This is a genomic window from Lutibacter sp. Hel_I_33_5, from assembly GCF_007827455.1.
In the GTDB taxonomy this organism is placed as follows: Bacteria; Bacteroidota; Bacteroidia; order Flavobacteriales; family Flavobacteriaceae; genus Polaribacter.
The window spans coordinates 1,720,445-1,739,580 of the sequence record NZ_VISM01000001.1 but is presented as its reverse complement, the minus strand read 5'-3'; the positions used below and the strand labels follow the sequence as shown (position 1 = coordinate 1,739,580).

General features: G+C 30.5%; 20 protein-coding genes. 9 read left to right on the top strand and 11 right to left on the bottom strand.

Annotated features, from left to right (window positions below):
* Nucleotides 1-4 precede the first annotated feature (4 nt).
* From OD91_RS07695 to OD91_RS07665, 7 genes are all read left to right on the top strand, one after another.
* Nucleotides 5-1,273: a DUF4412 domain-containing protein gene (locus tag OD91_RS07695; protein ID WP_144895804.1), complete on the top strand. Its 1,269-nt coding sequence runs from the start codon at nt 5-7 to the stop codon at nt 1,271-1,273.
* 12 nt (nt 1,274-1,285) lie between these two features.
* Nucleotides 1,286-1,840 (top strand): hypothetical protein, encoded by a 555-nt coding sequence (locus OD91_RS07690; RefSeq protein WP_144895803.1) that lies wholly within the window; start codon nt 1,286-1,288, stop codon nt 1,838-1,840.
* Between the two features lie 12 nt (nt 1,841-1,852).
* The gene (locus tag OD91_RS07685; protein WP_186434421.1) at nt 1,853-3,442 is read left to right on the top strand and encodes a T9SS type A sorting domain-containing protein; all 1,590 of its coding nucleotides are present in this window, start codon (nt 1,853-1,855) and stop codon (nt 3,440-3,442) included.
* A gap of 143 nt (nt 3,443-3,585) precedes the next feature.
* Entirely contained in the window at nt 3,586-4,113 is a 528-nt protein-coding gene (locus OD91_RS07680) for a hypothetical protein (RefSeq protein WP_144895801.1), read from the top strand.
* Between the two features lie 18 nt (nt 4,114-4,131).
* Nucleotides 4,132-4,644 (top strand): hypothetical protein, encoded by a 513-nt coding sequence (locus tag OD91_RS07675; protein ID WP_144895800.1) that lies wholly within the window; start codon nt 4,132-4,134, stop codon nt 4,642-4,644.
* Between the two features lie 331 nt (nt 4,645-4,975).
* Complete coding sequence (locus tag OD91_RS07670) at nt 4,976-6,250, top strand: ribonucleotide-diphosphate reductase subunit beta (RefSeq protein ID WP_144895799.1); 1,275 nt, start codon at nt 4,976-4,978, stop codon at nt 6,248-6,250.
* 3 nt (nt 6,251-6,253) lie between these two features.
* Nucleotides 6,254-8,035 (top strand): ribonucleoside-diphosphate reductase subunit alpha, encoded by a 1,782-nt coding sequence (locus OD91_RS07665; protein WP_144895798.1) that lies wholly within the window; start codon nt 6,254-6,256, stop codon nt 8,033-8,035.
* Nucleotides 8,036-8,140: 105 nt separating this feature from the next.
* Here the strand turns inward: OD91_RS07665 and hppD are convergent, their stop codons facing one another.
* The 9 genes from hppD to OD91_RS07620 all read right to left on the bottom strand — a co-directional run bounded on the left by hppD (nt 8,141) and on the right by OD91_RS07620 (nt 15,768).
* Nucleotides 8,141-9,304 (bottom strand): 4-hydroxyphenylpyruvate dioxygenase, encoded by a 1,164-nt coding sequence (gene hppD, locus OD91_RS07660; RefSeq protein WP_144895797.1) that lies wholly within the window; start codon nt 9,302-9,304, stop codon nt 8,141-8,143.
* Between the two features lie 268 nt (nt 9,305-9,572).
* A complete protein-coding gene (locus OD91_RS07655; RefSeq protein WP_144895796.1) occupies nt 9,573-10,730 on the bottom strand; it encodes a homogentisate 1,2-dioxygenase in 1,158 nt (385 codons plus the stop codon).
* 213 nt (nt 10,731-10,943) lie between these two features.
* On the bottom strand, nt 10,944-11,507 hold the full coding sequence (locus OD91_RS07650) for a hypothetical protein (protein WP_144895795.1): 564 nt from the start codon (nt 11,505-11,507) through the stop codon (nt 10,944-10,946).
* Between the two features lie 72 nt (nt 11,508-11,579).
* On the bottom strand, nt 11,580-12,635 hold the full coding sequence (locus OD91_RS07645) for an NAD(P)/FAD-dependent oxidoreductase (protein WP_144895794.1): 1,056 nt from the start codon (nt 12,633-12,635) through the stop codon (nt 11,580-11,582).
* Between the two features lie 137 nt (nt 12,636-12,772).
* On the bottom strand, nt 12,773-13,009 hold the full coding sequence (locus OD91_RS07640; RefSeq protein WP_144895793.1) for a NifU family protein: 237 nt from the start codon (nt 13,007-13,009) through the stop codon (nt 12,773-12,775).
* 3 nt (nt 13,010-13,012) lie between these two features.
* Nucleotides 13,013-14,152: an Mrp/NBP35 family ATP-binding protein gene (locus OD91_RS07635; protein WP_144895792.1), complete on the bottom strand. Its 1,140-nt coding sequence runs from the start codon at nt 14,150-14,152 to the stop codon at nt 13,013-13,015.
* A gap of 324 nt (nt 14,153-14,476) precedes the next feature.
* Nucleotides 14,477-14,806 carry an MGMT family protein gene (locus OD91_RS07630; RefSeq protein WP_144895791.1) on the bottom strand — a complete coding sequence of 110 codons (330 nt, stop codon included), beginning with the start codon at nt 14,804-14,806 and terminating at the stop codon, nt 14,477-14,479.
* Between the two features lie 56 nt (nt 14,807-14,862).
* Nucleotides 14,863-15,534, bottom strand: a complete 672-nt coding sequence (gene trmB, locus OD91_RS07625) for a tRNA (guanosine(46)-N7)-methyltransferase TrmB (protein WP_144895790.1) — start codon at nt 15,532-15,534, stop codon at nt 14,863-14,865.
* A 12-nt stretch (nt 15,535-15,546) separates the two neighbouring features.
* Complete coding sequence (locus OD91_RS07620; protein ID WP_144895789.1) at nt 15,547-15,768, bottom strand: hypothetical protein; 222 nt, start codon at nt 15,766-15,768, stop codon at nt 15,547-15,549.
* 41 nt (nt 15,769-15,809) lie between these two features.
* Here OD91_RS07620 and OD91_RS07615 point away from each other — a divergent pair, with 41 nt between their 5' ends.
* Nucleotides 15,810-16,721 (top strand): DUF6427 family protein, encoded by a 912-nt coding sequence (locus tag OD91_RS07615; RefSeq protein WP_222428673.1) that lies wholly within the window; start codon nt 15,810-15,812, stop codon nt 16,719-16,721.
* On the opposite strand, the gene upp is transcribed toward OD91_RS07615, so the two are convergent.
* A complete protein-coding gene (upp, locus tag OD91_RS07610; RefSeq protein ID WP_144895787.1) occupies nt 16,716-17,369 on the bottom strand; it encodes a uracil phosphoribosyltransferase in 654 nt (217 codons plus the stop codon). The genes OD91_RS07615 and upp overlap by 6 nt on opposite strands.
* A 116-nt stretch (nt 17,370-17,485) precedes the next feature.
* Here upp and lysM point away from each other — a divergent pair, with 116 nt between their 5' ends.
* Nucleotides 17,486-17,956: a peptidoglycan-binding protein LysM gene (gene lysM, locus OD91_RS07605; protein ID WP_144895786.1), complete on the top strand. Its 471-nt coding sequence runs from the start codon at nt 17,486-17,488 to the stop codon at nt 17,954-17,956.
* 53 nt (nt 17,957-18,009) lie between these two features.
* Here lysM and OD91_RS07600 read toward each other — a convergent pair whose 3' ends face one another.
* Nucleotides 18,010-19,044, bottom strand: a complete 1,035-nt coding sequence (locus tag OD91_RS07600; RefSeq protein ID WP_255513207.1) for a glycosyltransferase family 9 protein — start codon at nt 19,042-19,044, stop codon at nt 18,010-18,012.
* Nucleotides 19,045-19,136: the final 92 nt, after the last annotated feature.

Sequence of the window (19,136 nt, the reverse complement as noted above, 5' to 3'; positions counted from 1 at the left end):
AAAAATGATACCAAAAATTAACTACAAAAAAGCAGCATTTTTTGCTGTATTCGTATTCGGTGTTTGTGCGCCAACCCAAGCTCAATTTTGGAAAAAACTTAAGAAAAAAGTTCAAAATAAAGTTGAGCAAAAAGTAGAAGAAAAATTAGATAAAGAAACCGATAAGGTAATTGACAAAACCTTTGATGGAGAGAAAAAGAAAGACGAACCAAAAATTGAGCAATCTAATCAATTGCCCGTGTTTTCTGGTGGTTCTGGAATCTTAAAACTTTATAGTCATGGTTATGAATATATTACAAAGGACATTGCTATTTCTGTTTATGGAAAATTTACAAAAGACAACTTATCAAATTCTGTAAAAACATATAATGAAGATCGGGTTATAAAACCTGTTGATGCTTTTCCAGATGGATATGCGCTTGCTTTTAATGGAAGCGGGTTTTTAAATCCAAAAGAAGGACAAATAATAATTCATCATGCTGATAGTAAAAAAGTTGTTTTTTCACTAAAAGGAACTTGGAATACTACAGAAGGAGACAAACCAATTTCGGGTTCTTATATTAATTTAAGTGTTTCAGAAATTATAGATAAAAGAATTGTTGAAAATAGATCAGAAACGTCTAATAAAAATACTTCAAATAACACAAACAATAATTCTACTAACCCGTTTGCAAACATCAATAGTAATAAAACAGATATTAAAATTCCAAGTAAATTTTCTTTTACATCTAGTTTAGAAGTAAAAATGACAAGTAATGATGGAAGTACTGCAGACATGGAGTTTTTATTAGGAGATTATCCTAGTATTTATGGAATGTCAATTGTATCCGAAGATATGGGTGAAGGAGGTATAGCATATAATGTTATTACTCCAAAAAGCATTACCATGTTTATAAATGTTAGCGGAATGAAAATGAAAAAAACCGTGGCTCAAGATCAGTTTTCTCAAACAGATTTTTCTGATAAAGTGCCTTCAAATCCAGACGAATTAAAGAAAACAGGCGCATCAAAATCTATTTTAGGATTTACATGTTATGAATATAAATATACAAATGAAGGTGGTTATGTAAGTGTTTGGGCTACAAAAGATTTTCCAGCAAATAATACAAATATAACAATGCTTGGTATGCGAGAAGGCGGAATAATTGAAGGTTTTGTTTTAGAAATTGATTCTAAATCTGGTAATGACACTGGTAATATGAAAGCAGTTAAATACAATAAAAATAAAAGTGTAACTATTAATACCAACGATTATAAATCAATGGGATTTTAAAAAATAAAAATCATGAAAAATAAAATATTAATGCTACTTTTTTTTATCTCAATTGTAACTTTTGCTCAACAAAAAAAAGTGTTTATAGAAGTTACTTTTAATGACGGAGACTTTAAAGGAACACATAAATTTTATCCAGAGAAAGGAAATTTTGTAAGTCAGATTAATTTAGAACTTTTCGAAGGGGTAAGTAATCTTAACGCTTCTAAATTGGTTGCAGAAAACGGAATGCAGATACATTATATAAATCGTCATTTTTTAGGTGAAGCCAATAAAGGAAGCTATAAGGCCAAAAAACATACTTCGGGTTGTGGCGCTTTGAATTTTTTAGATTTTAAAAACGAAAAACCATATAGAAGAATCAATGGAAATTTTTCGGGCTGTACAAATACTAAAATCACAAGTACAACACCATGGAAAAAAAGAACAATAAAAGATAGACGGTTTGTAACAGGAAGTTTTACTGATGAAGTAGCTTTTGAATATGTTATGGACGATGGATCAAAAAAAAATATAAAAACAACTGTTTCGGTAAAGTTTCTTGCAAGAGAATCTAGAAGAAAATAAAAACATATAATGATGAAAAAAACACTACTAATACTAATTCTTTTTATAACCTCACTTGGTTTTTCTCAAACGTTTGAATTATTTGACTTCAATCAATTTGGAGATTTTCAACCAAAATATTTTACAGAATATAATGGTATGTTAATTTTTCAAGCAAAAGATGATGACGGTGTAGAACTTTGGAAATCAGACGGAACACAATCAGGAACGGTTAAAATAAAAGATATTAATCCTAACTCCAGCGATAGTTCAGATCCAAGAAGTTTTATAGAATATAATGGCAAATTATACTTTATTGCTAATGAAGGTGGTAATAATGGTTTATGGGTTACCGATGGTTCAGAATCAGGAACAGTTTTAGTAAAGGATGCGGTAACACCAACAGGGAGTTTTGCTGTAGCAAACAACTTGTTGTTTTTTGTGGGTGAAAATCCAACAAACGGAAAAGAACTATGGAAATCTGACGGTACTACTTCTGGAACAACTTTGGTCAAAGATATTTACCCAGATAGTTGGAGTAGTTTACAATTTAACTCTCAATTAATGCCTTTTGAAAACAGTATTGTTTTTAGAGCAAATGATGGTGCAGGCGGTAGTGAGCTTTGGAAATCGGACGGAACAGATTCTGGAACAAAAATGATAAAAGATATCTATGTTGGTGCTCCTGGTTCTTCTCCACAATACTTTATTGAGTATGCAAGTAAAATTTATTTTTCTGCAGAAACACTTTCTAAAGGAACTGAGTTATGGAAAACTGATGGTACCGAATCCGGAACAGTAATGATAAAAGATATTTATGAAGAAGATAAATCTAGCCATCCAGCGAAGTTTTTTGTGTATAGCGAGAGTTTGTTTTTTCAAGCACAATCTGATGATGAACATGGAATAGAAATGCATAAGTACAACTTAACAACAAATAGTGTTACAAGAGAATTAGACCTTAAACCAGGAGCCGAAGGTGGGGGTTTTTCTCCAGCAATTGTTTATAATGATGGAATGTATTTTACTGCAGCAAAACCAGAAACAGGAATCGAATTATTTGTTAGAAGAAACGGTTCTACTACTTTAGCAGAAGATGTTTATTCTGGTTCGATTGGTGGTAGTCCATCAGCATTTTGTAACTGTGGAGACAACATGTATTTTAGAGCGTATAATGGTAAACATGGATTGTTTGAGTTTAAAACGACTGGAAATGCTACTCCCATAGCACCACAAGAAGCAGTAAATGATGCATTTTTTGGGTCAATTCCATCACAATTTTTCTGTTATAAAAATAGTTTATATTTTGCCGCAAACTATACAGGTTCTGGTTATGATATGTGGAAATATACACCTTTAACGCTTTCAGTAAATAAGTTTGATATTGAAAAAGTTAGTGTTTATCCTAACCCTACAGATACTACTATAAACATTTCTTTACAAAATAATAGCTCTATTAAAAAAGTTGAAATCTTTAATTTAATGGGACAAAAAAGTTTGAGTAAGAAAATCGATAATCAATCAATTATAAACCTTGATGTATCAAATTTCTCTAAAGGAATTTATCTCTTAAAAATACAAGGAGAAGGAAGGGAGTATCTAAAGAAGTTTGTGAAAAAGTAATACCACAATTGAAAATTGTTTTGGTATCATTATCAATTGTGATAACAGTGTTAGCATTGCTAACACTGTTTATTTTTGCATCATAAAAAGAGTTTAAACAATTTATTCGTATTTTTGCAACACTAATTTAATACTATTCCTCAATGAAAAAAATAACGACAGTAGTAACGTTATTAGTTTTGTTTATTTCTTGTGAAATAAATCAAGAAGCAGTTCAAATAATGGCTAAAAGTGATTTCTCTAAAGCAATTAGAGTTGTTGTTCCAAAAACAAACAATACACCTTTCGAGTTCGAAAAAAAATCAACAGCTGTTAATTTAGCAGAATACATTTCTAATGTTAACAATGTAACTGGAATTGCAATTAGTGAGGTAAGTTTTCAACTTAAAAACTTTACAGGAAATACAAAAGGCATTATACAATCATTAAGTGTTAAAGCAGCAGATGCATTAACATTAATGTCTATTACCAATGTAAATCCATCGCAAGAAGCAACAAAAGGTACAGTTTATAAAATTACTGATCCAACAATTATTAAAGAATTAGAGAAAGTATTTCTATTAAACAATACAACTTCAATGTTTTCTGTTTCTGGAAGTTTACTCTCTAATGAAGGAAAAATGGAATTTGATATAGAAGTAAGTGTTAAATTAACCGCAACGATAAATTAAAGTTTACTCCAGCAAACTATGAAAAAAATTACACTATTACTAACCATTTTAACGTTTGTAATCACATCTTGTGATACACTTAAAGCGCCAAAACTTACTACAGCAACTTCTTTTTCACAATCAACAGGTCAAATTACAGTTCCAAAAACTAATGGAACTGCAGTTAGCTTTACAAAAGCAGCAACAGCCAATTTAGGAGATTATATAAATGACATTGGAAATCTATCTGCGATATCTGTAACTTCATTTTCTTATAAATTTGATAAGTTTAGTGGAAATGCAGACGGAATAGTGTCTTTAAATATAAAAGTAAATGGTAAAGAGATTGTTTCTGTTGTAGATGTAAAAGTCTCAGCCGCAAGCGGTAATTCTGTTTCTGTAACAGATGCTGCAAAATTAGAAGAATTAACTTCATTGTTTTCTAGTGGAAATCAAATAAGTTTTGAATTTGCTGGAAGTACATTATCAGATGCAGGAGACATGAATTTTGAAGTTGAAGCTACTGTAGGTCTTACTGCTACTTTAAATTAACCTATTTTATAAAAATACTAATTAACCTGCTTAAAATTGAGCAGGTTTTTTTATGCCTTTTTATTTCGAAAAACGAATCATACTTTTAATTTAAGCTTTTTTAAGAATGTCAGCAAAATCAATAGGTCTTTAAAAAAATAGCATATAAATATTTGAAATACAGATATTTAGTTCGAGTTTTTTTATTTGATTTTTTTCAAAAAAACATCAATTTGTTAAAAACTTCAAGGGTTTTGTGAATAAGTATGGCTTTCTTTTTGGAGCAAAAAATGCAATCTTTGTAGAGGTCGTTAGCTACGATTATTTAACTCTTTAATAACATCAATTTACTGTGCAAATTACTCAAATCATAAAAAGAGACTCAGAAACTAGTAGTTTCGAGTTAGACAAAATTACAAAAGCTATTGAAAATGCTATGAATTCCGTAAATAACGGAACAAGAGAAGATGCAATAGCAATTTCTAAAATTGTAATCGGTACGTTGTTAGAAAGGAAGTTAAAAGAACCTAATTATACACCTACCGTAGAGCAAATACAAGACATTGTAGAAGATAAGTTAATGGATAGCACATTTAGAGATGTTGCTAAAGCTTATATCTTATATAGAGACGAACAAGCTAGAAGTAGAAAGCGAAATATTTTTGAAAAGAGATTAAACTTAAAACCTTACGATTATCCTGAATTAAATGAATATGTCGATGCAATTAGACACTCTTATTGGATTCATACAGAATTTAATTACACCAGTGATATACAGGATTTTAAGACAATTCTTACACCCGTAGAAAAAAATGCTATCAAAAACACCATGTTAGCAATTTCTCAAATTGAGGTAGCAGTTAAAACTTTTTGGGGAGATATTTATAAGAGAATGCCAAAGCCAGAAATTGGTTCTGTGGGGTCTACATTTGCAGAAAGTGAAGTTAGACATCATGATGCATATTCGCATTTATTAGAAATATTAGGGTTGAATAACGAGTTTAAAAACTTAAAGAAGAACCCAGTAATTATGAGACGTGTTAATTATTTAGAATTAGCATTAAAAAATGTAAATAGTGAAGACAATAAAGAGTTTTCAGAATCAATTATTTTGTTTTCTTTATTTATAGAACATGTGTCGTTATTTTCACAGTTCTTAATTATTATGGCTTTTAACAAGCATAAAAATGTATTAAAAGGAGTTTCTAATGTTGTAGAGGCAACCTCAAAAGAAGAGCAAATTCATGGAGATTTTGGTATCGATGTGATTAAAATTATCAAAGAAGAAAATCCAGATTGGTTTGATGACGATCATAGTTTATTAGTGCAAGAAACTTGTAAGGAAGCTTTTCTTTCTGAAAGTAAATTAATTGATTGGATTTTCGAAAACGGAGAATTAGATTTCTTACCTAAAGCAGTAATTAAAGAATTCATAAAAAACAGATTCAATAAATCATTAGAAAGCATTGGAATAGAAAAAGTATTTGATATAGATGAAGCTTTAGTATCAGAAACAGATTGGTTTGATGATGAAATTATTGGAACAAAACATGGCGATTTCTTCGTTAAAAGATCTATCAACTATAGTAAAAGAACCAAAAGTATAACCAGCGACGACTTATTTTAAACTATGAACCTAAACGACCAAAAAACAACTAAAGAACTTACCGAGCACGAAAGAATGATTCAAGCAAGAAATGTTTCTAGAAAAAAAATACTAGATAACATGAAAGATCCAGAAATTACATGGCTAACAGAAAATAGTCGTAAATTTTTAGAGTCTGGATATTTAACAGGAGAAACTACACCTGAAGAAAGAATACGCGAAATAGCAGACAATGCAGAACGTATTTTAGGAAAACCAGGATTTGCCGATAAGTTCTATAAATATATGGCTGCAGGATATTACTCTTTAGCCTCACCAGTTTGGTCTAACTTTGGTAAGAAAAGAGGTTTACCAATTAGTTGTTTTGGTTCACATGTTGCAGATGATATGGGAGATATTTTATTCTCACAATCAGAAGTTGGTATGATGTCCAAACTAGGTGGAGGAACTTCTGGTTACTTTGGTAAGTTGCGTGAAAGAGGAGCAGATGTAAAAAATAATGGATCATCATCTGGTTCAGTTCACATCATGCAATTGTTTGAAAAAATGGTTGATGTTGTAAGTCAAGGTTCTGTAAGAAGAGGTCGTTTTTCTCCATATTTACCTATAGATCATCCAGATATTAAAGAATTTTTAGAAATAGGTACAGAAGGAAATCCAATTCAAGAACTTACTCATGGTGTTACTGTTGGTAACGAATGGATGCAAGAAATGATTGATGGTGATGTAGAAAAAAGAAGTATTTGGGCTAAAATTTTACAAAGAAGAGGAGAAATAGGATATCCATATATATTGTTTAGAGACAATGCAAATAATGGAACCGTAGATGTTTATAAAGACAAAGGTCACGAGATTTACGCAAGTAACTTATGTACAGAAATCATGTTACCTTCTAATGAAGATTGGTCTTTTGTTTGTTGTTTATCATCTGTAAACTTATTGCATTATGACCAATGGAAAGACACAGATGCTGTAGAAACATTGACCTACTTTTTAGATGCTGTAATGGAAGAGTTTATCACAAAATTAGATGTGTATAAAAATTCTGAAGATAGAGACGATCAATTTACGTTTCGTTTTATGGAGAAAGCCTATAATTTTGCAAAAGAAAATAGAGCGTTAGGTTTAGGAGCATTAGGATGGCATTCTTTATTACAATCTAAAATGTTGGCTTTTGATAGTGCAGAAGCATATACGTTAAACAGCGAAATTTTTAAAGTAATTAAAGAAAAGTCTTACAATGCATCAAAAGAAATGGCTAAAGAATATGGAGAGCCATCTATTTTAAAAGGGTATGGAAGGCGTAATACAACCTTAAACGCTATTGCACCAACAACATCTTCTGCGTTTATTTTAGGGCAAGTATCTCAAGGAATTGAGCCAATTTGGTCTAATATTTATGTAAAAGATATTGCCAAGATAAAAACGACGATAAAAAACCCAATTTTAGAAAAAGTTCTAGTAGAAAAAGGAAGAAATACAAAAGATGTTTGGAACAGTATTAGAGATAATGATGGTTCTGTTTTACATTTAGATTTCTTAACAGAAGAAGAAAAAGATGTGTTTAGAACCTATTCAGAAATAGACCAAAACGTAATTGTTTATCAAGCAGCAAATAGACAAAACCATATCGATCAAGGACAATCTATAAACATTATGGTACATCCAGATATGCCAATTAAAGATGTAAATGCAGTATATGTAAATGCATGGAAATTAGGTGTAAAATCTATGTATTACCAGCACAGTATGAATGCTGCGCAGAAATTTAAGCAAAAGAAAGAGTGTGCTTCTTGCGAAGGATAATCACTTTATAAATTAAAAGTTAAGAAAAAAGAGAAGTGTAAAAGCTTCTCTTTTTTATTTAAAATTGTGAAGTAATATCTTTCTTATTTGTAATGATAAAAAAGATTATAACGTCCCTCTCTTAGCTTGTTCTCTTTCTATTGATTCAAACAATGCTTTAAAGTTCCCAGCACCAAAACCTCTTGCACCCATTCTTTGAATAATCTCAAAAAATAACGTTGGTCTGTCTTCAATTGGTTTTGTAAAAATCTGTAATAAATAACCTTCTTCATCAGCGTCAATCATAATACCTAAACCTTTTAGTTTTTCGATATCTTCTCTTAATTCATGACTAAATTCTTCTAATCTTCCAGGAACAGATTTGTAATATTCTTCTGGCGGCGTAGATAAAAACTCAACTCCACTTGCCTTTAATTGACTTACTGTTTTTATAATATCATCGGTTGCAACAGCAATATGTTGCACACCTGCACCTTCGTAAAAGTCTAAATATTCTTCTATCTGAGAGCGTTTTTTTCCTTCTGCCGGTTCGTTAATTGGAAACTTAATCCTTCCATTTCCGTTCGACATTACTTTACTCATTAAAGCTGAATATTCTGTATGGATTTGCTTGTCATCAAACGATAAAAAGTTTTCAAATCCCATAACATCTTCATACCATTTTACCCAAATATCCATTTGATTCCAACCTACATTACCAACCATGTGATCAATGTATTTTAATCCTGCCGCTGGTGGATTATAATCGGATTCCCATTTTTGAAAACCTGGTAAAAATGGGCCGTTATAATTTTTACGCTCCACAAACATGTGTACAGTTTCACCATATGTATAGATTCCTGCTCTTACAACTTCACCATGTTCGTCAGTTTCTACTGTTGGTTCCATGTACGATTTTGCGCCTCTTGAAGTAGTTTCTTGGTACGCTTTTCTTGCATCTTCTACCCAAAGTGCAACAACTTTTACACCATCGCCATGTTTTACAATATGATCGTTTATTGGTGATTTACTGTTTAATGGTGTTGTTAAAATCAACTTGATTTTATCTTGCGTTAATACATAACTTACAGAATCTGTAGAGCCTGTTTCTAATCCACGATACGCGTAAGACTGAAACCCAAATGCTGTTTTGTAAAAGTGTGCAGATTGTTTTGCGTTACCTACATAAAATTCTACATAATCTGTTCCTAATAATGGAAGGAAATCTTGTGCTCCTTCAAATATTTTTTCTAAACCGTAGTTTACTGATTTTATTTCTTTTTTACTCATAATATGAAAGCCCATCCTAACCTTCCCAAAGGGAAGGAACACTCTACTGGGAATTTAGTGTTTGTTATTTTTGTTTATAAATTAGCTATTTCTTTTTTTAAAGCAATTTGTTTGTAAACAAGTTTAGCCTTGATTGAAACGGCATCCTTTTTTATTTTTCTTAAAAAAGATACAGTGAAAAGCAAGAAATAGCTTCTTCTAATTTTTATTTTAATGATCTTATTTTCTCATCTGAGTATTTCTTCCCTTTGGGAAGATTAAGATGGGCTTACTCCAACCACGATTTATAATAATCTTCATCAGCAATTTTCATGGCTTCTTCGGTAACTTTTAAAGGCTTAAAAGTATCTACCATAACCGCTAATTCTTCGGTTTTTGTTTTACCAATACTTTTTTCTGTAGTTCCTGGATGAGGACCGTGTGGAATTCCTGCTGGATGCAAAGAAATATGACCTTGATCGATATCGTTTCTACTCATAAAATCGCCATCTACATAATACAAAACCTCGTCGGAATCTATGTTGCTATGATTATAAGGCGCAGGAATTGAATTTGGATGATAATCGTACAAACGTGGCACAAAACTGCAAATTACAAAGGCGTTTGTCTCAAAAGTTTGATGTACTGGTGGCGGTTGATGAATACGCCCTGTGATTGGTTCGAAATCGTGAATTGAAAACGCGTACGGATAATTATATCCGTCATAACCCACCACATCAAAAGGATGTGAGGCATAAATCATTTCTATAATTTCTCCTTGTTTTTTTACGTTGATTAAAAAATCGCCTTTTTCATTATTAGTTTCTAATTCATAAGGCCTTCTAATATCGCGCTCGCAAAATGGCGAATGTTCTAATAGTTGACCAAACCAATTTCTGTATCGTTTTGGCGTGTACACTGGCGAATAAGATTCAACAATAAAAAGTCGATTATTTTCATCATCAAAATCTAGTTTGTAAATAATTCCGCGTGGAATAACTAGATAATCTCCATATTTAAAATCGATGTTTCCTAGATGTGTTCTTAATTTTCCTGATCCTTTATGAATGAAAATAACTTCATCTGCATCTGTGTTTTTATAAAAATATTCTTTGGTGGATTGTTTTGGCGCTGATAAAATAATATTACAATCGGAATTTGTTAATACTACTTTTCTACTTTTTAAATAATCGTTTTCTGGCGGAACTTGAAATCCACGAAATCGATAGGATTGAATATTATTTGCTTTCGCAATTTTTGGTTCAACCGAATATTGTTCTCTTATTTCTTTGACCATTGTTGGTCTATGTTCGTGATAGCTGTTGGTAGACATTCCGTCGAAACCAATAGTACCAAACAATTGTTCGTAATACAAACTTCCGTCAGCTTTTCTAAATTGTGTGTGTCTTTTGGGTGGTATTTTCCCTAATTTATGATAAAAAGGCATATTTTTAATGTAATAATGAATTAATATTTTAATGTAATAATGTTTTATAAGAACATAATTGATACATTATTAAATTGATCAATTGTTACATTAATTATCACTCAGGATTTCTCTTGATTAAATATTTTAAATGTGAAAGTAAGTCTAACCAATTCATTTCAATCGATTTCGTTATTTATACAAAGATAGGAAAAGTCTTTTGAAGAAATAAGTTTATAAAAAGTAACCTGTATTTAATAATTCATATAATGGGGTTACTGCTACAATTCCAATTAATACAAACACAAAAATTTTCATCCAAATAGATGTGGTTTTTTCTGCAATTATAAAATTAGCATCTAAACTTTTTGATTGTAATAAGATATCTTTTGATTGATAAATTGGGTTGTCTAATTTTTGCCTCTTAAATCTTTTTTTAACCTTCGGAGTTATACTAAAATATAAGATCAATGTAACTACAGAACACAACATAAATATATCAAAACTTGTAAATAGATTTCCAAAATTAAAAAAATCAATTAGTAAAATTATACTTGGAATTACAATTGAAAGATAAAGAATTAGTCTAGGCAAGCGTGAAGCTTTTAGTTCTATTTCTGTCTCGTTTTCATTAAAATTGCTTTTTGGGATATTGTTGTAATACCAGAGTAAAAAAGAAACTAAAAAAAATGATATAATCCCGAAAAAAGTTAGCTCCATAAATGTAAATGAACTTGAATTATGACAATCACCAAAACAAGAAATCACATTAAAATACATTAAGAATCCATTTATCATAATTCTAATTTTTAACCAAGATAAGAAAAATCTTTTAATTTTAGAGATTGCTTCACTGCGTTCGCAATGACGTTACTCAATCTTTTTAATTACAGCTTTTGGTGCTTCTTTTTTAGTTCCGTCGAAACCAGAAATACCACTTACAGTTGTATATTTCATCACATACTTTTTGTCTGGAAAAATACGTTTATAGGCACTTTGACACATTAATGTTGCTTCGTGAAATCCGCATAAAATCAGTTTTAATTTTCCTGGATAGGTATTTACATCTCCTATAGCGTAGATTCCTGGAATATTCGTTTGAAAATCTAAAGCGTTGTTAACTTTTATAGCGTTTTTCTCAATTTCTAATCCCCAATTTGCAATTGGACCAAGTTTTGGAGACAAGCCAAAAAGTGGAATAAAATAGTCAGTTTCTATTGTAAATTCTTCTTCTTTATTTTGAGAAACAGAAACTCCTGTTACTTTATCATCGCCCAAAATTCCTGTTACTTCTGCTGGTGTAATTAATTTTATTTTACCTGCATTTTTTAATTCTTGCACTTTATCTACTGAATCTAAAGCGCCTCTAAATTCGTTTCTTCTATGAATTAATGTTACTTCTGATGCAACATCTGCTAAAAAGATAGACCAATCTAATGCTGAGTCTCCTCCACCAGAAATAACTACTTTTTTATCTCTAAAAAGTTCAGGTTCTTTAATCATGTACGCAACTCCTTTGTCTTCGAAATCTGTAATATTTGGAATTGGTGGTTTTCTTGGTTCAAAACTTCCTAATCCGCCAGCAATGGCAACAATTGGAGCTTGATGTTTTGTTCCTTTATTTGTGGTTACTATAAATGAACCATCTTCTTGTTTATCGATGGTTTCTGCTCTTTCTCCTAATGTAAATCCTGGTTGAAATTGCTTTATTTGTTCTAATAATTTATCGGTTAAATCGCCAGCTAAAATTTCTGGATATGCTGGAATATCGTAGATAGGTTTCTTTGGATAAATTTCTGAACATTGTCCGCCTGGTTGTGGTAAAGCGTCTATTAAATGACAACGTAATTTTAATAATCCTGCTTCGAAAACGGTGAATAATCCTGTTGGTCCTGCACCAATAATTAAGATATCAGTTTGTATCATTTTGTAAGTTCTACTGAGCGCGTTAGGGATTGTAGCGGCATCCTTTTTTTGAGGAAATTTCTGCCTTTCGCAGAATGACAATAAAAAAGATATAGCGTAAAGCCCGACCTTTAGGAAACGCCCAAAATATTGGTTTATTAATCGATATTAACGACTTGTTCTATTTGTGGTGCATATTTTTTTATAGTTGCTTCTACACCATTTTTTAAGGTCATTTGATTTACAGAACAACCTGTACAAGCACCTTCTAATTGCACTTTTACAATAGCATCTTCAATAGAAATAAGTTTAATATTCCCTCCGTCGCTCATTAAAAAAGGACGGATTTCATCTAACGCTTTTTCTACATTATTTTGTGTTTCTTGTGCTGTCATATTTTATTTTTTTACTGCACTACAACCACTCATAGTTGTAATTCTTACCACTTCTGTTGGTGGTAAATTTGCATTTCTTTTTAATAATTCTGAGACCATTTCTTTAGTGATATCTGTAAACGCTTTTTCTAGTGGCGTATTTTCTTGTAACGCTACTGGATGACCAACATCACCAGATTCTCTAATACTTTGCACTAAAGGAATTTCTCCTAAAAACTTTGTCGAAATATCTTCTGCTAAATTTCTTGCACCATCTTTACCAAAGATATAATATTTATTATTTGGCAATTCTTCTGGTGTAAAATATGCCATATTTTCTATAATTCCTAAAACGGGAACATTAATACTTTCTTGTTGAAACATGGCAACTCCTTTTTTAGCATCTGCTAACGCGATGTTTTGTGGAGTACTTACAACAACCGCTCCATTTATTGGTAATGCTTGTACGATGGATAAATGTATATCTCCTGTTCCTGGTGGTAAATCGATTAATAGAAAATCTAACTCGCCCCAATCTGCATCAAAAATTAATTGATTTAATGCTTTGGATGCCATGGGTCCTCGCCAAATTACTGCTTGATCTGGATTTGTAAAAAAGCCTAACGATAATAATTTAACTCCGTAATTTTCTACGGGTTTCATTTTAGAACGTCCTTGTACCTTAACAGATAGTGGTTTTTCTTTTTCTACATCAAACATAATATGTTGTGATGGCCCGTAAACATCTGCATCTAAAACACCTACTTTAAAACCCATTTTGGCTAATGTAATTGCTGTATTTGCAGTAATGGTAGATTTTCCTACGCCTCCTTTTCCTGAAGCGATGGCAATAATATTTTGAATATTAGGAATTTCTTTTCCTCTAATTTGATTCGGTTTTTCTTTTGGTGCTGCAGCAACAACTTTTACATTCACTTTTACATCAATATTCTCTCCAACATTTTTGTGAATAGCTTTTGTTATTTCTGTTTCTATCTTCTTTTTTGCTTGTAATGTTGGATTGCTAATGGTTACATCTATTAGTACTTCATTACCAAAAGAAACTACATTTGTTACATTTTTGTTTTCTACTAAACTTTTTCCTTCGCCTGGAGCAGTTATCTTTTCTAATGCGTTGTATATATCTTGTTTTTTAAAACTCATATTTCTTGTTTGTCTGGTCGAGCGCAGTCGAGACCTTAAAAAAGCTTGTCTTTTAAAAACCTCTCGACTGCGCTCGAGGAGACATTTTTTGCTTCCTTTAATTTATTAGGATTAATTCTAGATTGCAAAGATAGTGCTTAGTCGTCAGAAAATAAAGGAAGTAGATTGTGTTTATTTATTGGTTGATAAGGATAGATTATGGATATCAACTTTTGTTATTATTTTTAAATTTTACAGATATTAGGAAATAGTTAGGGTAAGGTTGATAAACTTTTTTGTTGAGTATTTATGTGATTCTGAAACAAGTTCAGAATGACGAACGAATTATAATTCGCTACCAGGATTCCAAAACACTTTTTCGAAATCTTGAATTTGATTTTCTACAACAACAATTCCTTCATTTTCTAATAATTGTTGCATCAGATTTGTGCCATCAAAATGATGTTTTCCTGTCAATAATCCTTTTCTATTCACAACTCTATGTGCAGGAACATCTTCTAAATTATGAGCTTTATTCATTGCCCAACCTACCATTCTTGCAGAACGTGCCGCTCCTAAATATTTTGCAATTGCACCGTAACTAGTTACTTTTCCTTCTGGAATTAATCGAGCTGTTTTATAAACTCTTTCAAAAAAATTATCCGTTTCTTTCACTTAGTGAAGATAGGAAAGTTTTATGGGATTCTGAAACAAGTTCAGGATGACGCAAGTTAATATTTCAATCGAAATTGAATATAGGTAATTGCTTTATCTACAGCTAGATATTGTTTTTCATAGAAAGTTTGAGTAGAAGTTACTTCTTCAGGAGCACCTTCATTTTTATACACATTATGGTTGGCGTGTATAATTTCATGACCCTCACCATGTAGTAAACCCAAAGTATAACCGTGCATAAATTCGCTATCAGTTTTTAGGTTCATAATTCCATTTTCTTTTAAGATATGATGATATCTTTTTAAGAAAGTAGCATTTGTCATTCTATGTTTTGTTCTCTGATATTTTATTTGTGGATCTGGAAAAGTTATCCAGATTTCATCTACTTCATTTTCAGCAAAAATATAATCGACCAATTCTATTTGTGTTCTTATAAAAGCGACATTTTTCATGTCGTTTTCAATCGCAGTTTTTGCTCCACGCCAAAAACGAGCTCCTTTTATATCAATACCAATAAAATTTTTTTCTGGATTTTTTTCTGCTAAAGCAATCGTATATTCGCCTTTTCCGCAGCCTAATTCTAAAACAATAGGGTTATCGTTCTTAAAAAAAGAATGCCACTTACCTTTATAAGAAAAGTTGTTGATTACTTCTTCTCTTGTTGGCTGAATGACATTTGGAAACGTTTCGTTCTCTTGGAAACGTTTTAATTTATTTTTACTTCCCAATTTGCTATAAAATTAGGCTCTATCTTCTGTTCCTTCTTTTACAAAGCGAGCAGATTCTTTCATCCAGTACCAGAATAATACTAAAAGAACAACTAAGAATAACCAGTTAACTACATTAGAAATCCACCAACCTGCATCTTTTGTTGCTAAATCTAAACGAAGCATATCGAAAGAAAAACTAAATGTCCACTTAAAAAAATCTCCGATCCATCTAAAAATATTGCCTGCTATCATAACTTACTTATATTTACACTGCAAAAATAGAAAAACAAATAATGCTAGCCAATTTTTTTGAGAATTCTAAACCTATTAATTTTATATTAATCGCTGGACTTTTTATTTTATATTTTTTTGCATCACTTATTAATGATTTTGCTACTTTTTATTTACTCAGTTTGGGTGGTTGTTTTCTACTATTAATTGGACAGTTTTTTTTATTCAATTTTATTGTTAAAAAAAATGGATTGACTTACGACAATACGTTTTCATTTTTCTTTTTTGTAGTTGGTTTAGGACTATTTAGTTCAATTTTTTTTAATATTAAAAGTCTTTTTCTTGGAGTTTTTATGTTACTTTTTTTAAGAAAAGTATATAGTTTGCAGAATCATACAAACGGAATAAAAAAGCTTTTTGATGGAGGTTTCTGGTTAGGAATTTGTTTTTTATTTGAACCGTATATAATTGTATTTATTTTCTTATTGTATGCCGCAGTTTATTTATATCAAAAAATAACTTTTAGGGAACTATTAGTTCCTATTATTGGTTTTGTTACTCCTTTATTTTTATATTTTACGTATTGTTTTTGGAATGAAGCTACAGAAGACTTTAATAACTTATTTAGTGTAGTTTTTGATTTTGACTTTTCTATTCTTTTAGAATCGAAATTTTTAATCCCAATACTTTTCTTAGGAATATTTTCTGTGATTTCTGTTTTTATAAAAACACCCAAAGTGATTTCAGTAAGTAATACTTTTAAATTTAGTTGGATATTATTATTAGTACATCTCTTAATAGCTTTTATATTTTTGTTTTTTTATCCAAATAAATCAGAGCTAGAATTTCAATTTCTATTGTTTCCAACAGCGATTATTTTAGGAAATGGATTCGAAATTTTAAAAAATAAGATAGTAAGAGATTTAATTTTTATAGCCTTTGCTATACTTCCTTTTATATTGTTTTGGTTATAGTTTTGTGCCAAAAGCTAAATCACCTGCATCACCTAAACCAGGAACAATATATCCTTTATCATTTAAAGTATCATCTATGGCAGCAATCCATAAATGTGTGTTTTTAGGGAAATGTTTTTCAATAAAATCAATTCCTTCCGAAGAACCAATTACCGATACTAAATGAATTTCTTTTGGTGTACCATATTCATTGATTGCTTCATAAACTGCCACCAACGATTTACCTGTAGCGAGCATTGGATCTGCTAATAATAATATTTTGTTTTCTATGGAAGGAGCAGCAAAATATTCTACTACAATTTCAAAATTTTCATCATTATTTGGGTGATGTCGATATGCAGAAATAAAAGCATTTTCGGCATCATCAAAATAATTTAGCAACCCTTGATGTAAAAGCAATCCAGCACGTAAAATTGAACATAAAACAATGTTTTTTATTGGTAAATTGATTGTTTTTATTCCTAAAGGTGTTTCAACTTTTTTAGACTGATATTCTAATTCTTTGCTTAATTCATACCCTAAAATTTCTCCAATCCGTTCTATGTTTCTTCTAAAACGTAAAGAATCTTTTTGAATAGTTTTATCTCTTATTTCTGAAATGAAGTTATTTAAAACAGAATTTTCAGAACCTATATGATGAATATACATGTAAATTATTTTTAGGTGAATTTACAAAATTGTACAGCAGTAGTAAACTTTTCATTATAATATTGTATATTGTCAACATACAAAAAATCGAATTATTAATTTTAAAAAATCAAAAAATGGGAATTTTTTCATTCATTAAAAACGCCGGAGCAAAAGTCTTTGGAATTGGAAAAACAACGGAAGAAGAAAATGCAGAAAAATCTGCAAGTTTAAGAAATGCAGTAAACGACTTAGGTTTAGTGGTAACTGACTTAGGTATTATAGTAGAAGATGATGCGGTAACAGTTTCTGGTGAAGCAGCAGATCTAGCAACTAAAGAAAAAGTTGTATTAGTAGTTGGTAATACAGACGGTGTAGCTTCTGTTGATGATAATATGACTGTTGCAGAAGTAGAAGAAATTGATGAAGCAGCTATGGCACAATTTCATACAGTTGTAAGTGGAGATACTTTAGGTAAAATTGCAAAAGAATATTATGGAAACCCAATGAAGTATCCTGAAATTTTTGAAGCAAACAAGCCAATGCTTTCTCACCCAGATAAAATTTATCCAGGTCAAGTATTAAGAATACCACCTTTAGTGGACTAATCAAAAATTGATAACCAAATTAAAAAGCTTCTGAATATTCTTTAGAAGCTTTTTTATATAATAGAAATTATTTTTTTGATAATTTTTTCTGGCGGAATACTTCTCATTACATCTTCATATCCTTTACAAACTTTATTCCCGTAAATAGAACAAGGAATGTTTGGATATTTTTCTAAATCCGGTAAAATGCAATAGTCTTTTGATTGATTAAAGGGAGAAAATCCTGCAAACGGATGTGTAATTCCCCAAATAGTAACTGTTTTTACATTCTGCATAGCAGCAAAATGTGCGTTTCCTGAATCCATAGAAAGCATTACGTCTAGATTAGAAATTAGGTTAATTTCGTTCTCTAATCCACCTAATTTTGATGCTACAGAAATTATGTTATTATATTTTTCTGCTATTTTTTCTAAAACTAAAACATCGTTTTTTCCTCCAAATAATATAAGTTGATACTTGTTTTTACAGAGTTCAGAAATTACTTTTTCTAATAAATCTAATGGATATGTTTTAGAAGCAAAAGCTGCAAAAGGAGCAATCCCAATCCAAGTTTGCGATTTTTCACCCGTAGTTTTTAAAATATTTGAGTTTAATTTAGGTTTAATAATTTTTATTGACTTTGTAATATCAACAGTAAAACCTAACTTTTCAAAAACATCAGCATAGCGCTGGTGCGATGTTTTTAGTTGTTTAAATACTTTGTTGTTAATTCTAGTTAATGCTTTTTTTTCTACTCTTCCTTTATCAATAAATGCAATTGAGGTTTTAGAAAATTTAAATAAAGAGCGAATTATTTTAGATCGTAAAACATTATGTAAATCAGCAATATGAGTAATATTTGACTTTTTTAATTCTTTATACAATTTAAATAATCCGAATATTCCTTTATGTTTCCCTTCTACTTCAGCAGAAACAAAATTTACATTATTAATATTGTTAAAAAGAGGCTTTAAAAAAGGCTTTGAAAGTATGGTGATTTTAGTATCAGAATGCTGTTCTGCTAAAGCTCTAATAACTGGTACAGACATAGCAACATCGCCCATGGCGGATAATCGTATAACTAAAATATGTTTGTTGTTTGTCTCCAACTTTCTTATTTAATGTAAAAGTAATCTTTTCAAATAAAATTTATAACTAATCTAAATTTTATCCTCAATTTTGCGCTCTTAAACCTATTGAT

Bases quoted from the DNA above. Each gene is read 5' to 3' on its own strand.
- OD91_RS07695 (WP_144895804.1), top strand. From the start codon at position 5: ATGATACCAAAAATTAACTACAAAAAAGCAGCATTTTTTGCTGTATTC.
- OD91_RS07690 (WP_144895803.1), top strand. From the start codon at position 1,286: ATGAAAAATAAAATATTAATGCTACTTTTTTTTATCTCAATTGTAACT.
- OD91_RS07685 (WP_186434421.1), top strand. From the start codon at position 1,853: ATGAAAAAAACACTACTAATACTAATTCTTTTTATAACCTCACTTGGT.
- OD91_RS07680 (WP_144895801.1), top strand. From the start codon at position 3,586: ATGAAAAAAATAACGACAGTAGTAACGTTATTAGTTTTGTTTATTTCT.
- OD91_RS07675 (WP_144895800.1), top strand. From the start codon at position 4,132: ATGAAAAAAATTACACTATTACTAACCATTTTAACGTTTGTAATCACA.
- OD91_RS07665 (WP_144895798.1), top strand. From the start codon at position 6,254: ATGAACCTAAACGACCAAAAAACAACTAAAGAACTTACCGAGCACGAA.
- hppD (WP_144895797.1), bottom strand. From the start codon at position 9,304: ATGAGTAAAAAAGAAATAAAATCAGTAAACTACGGTTTAGAAAAAATA.
- OD91_RS07655 (WP_144895796.1), bottom strand. From the start codon at position 10,730: ATGCCTTTTTATCATAAATTAGGGAAAATACCACCCAAAAGACACACA.
- OD91_RS07650 (WP_144895795.1), bottom strand. From the start codon at position 11,507: ATGATAAATGGATTCTTAATGTATTTTAATGTGATTTCTTGTTTTGGT.
- OD91_RS07645 (WP_144895794.1), bottom strand. From the start codon at position 12,635: ATGATACAAACTGATATCTTAATTATTGGTGCAGGACCAACAGGATTA.
- OD91_RS07640 (WP_144895793.1), bottom strand. From the start codon at position 13,009: ATGACAGCACAAGAAACACAAAATAATGTAGAAAAAGCGTTAGATGAA.
- OD91_RS07635 (WP_144895792.1), bottom strand. From the start codon at position 14,152: ATGAGTTTTAAAAAACAAGATATATACAACGCATTAGAAAAGATAACT.
- OD91_RS07620 (WP_144895789.1), bottom strand. From the start codon at position 15,768: ATGATAGCAGGCAATATTTTTAGATGGATCGGAGATTTTTTTAAGTGG.
- OD91_RS07615 (WP_222428673.1), top strand. From the start codon at position 15,810: ATGCTAGCCAATTTTTTTGAGAATTCTAAACCTATTAATTTTATATTA.
- upp (WP_144895787.1), bottom strand. From the start codon at position 17,369: ATGTATATTCATCATATAGGTTCTGAAAATTCTGTTTTAAATAACTTC.
- lysM (WP_144895786.1), top strand. From the start codon at position 17,486: ATGGGAATTTTTTCATTCATTAAAAACGCCGGAGCAAAAGTCTTTGGA.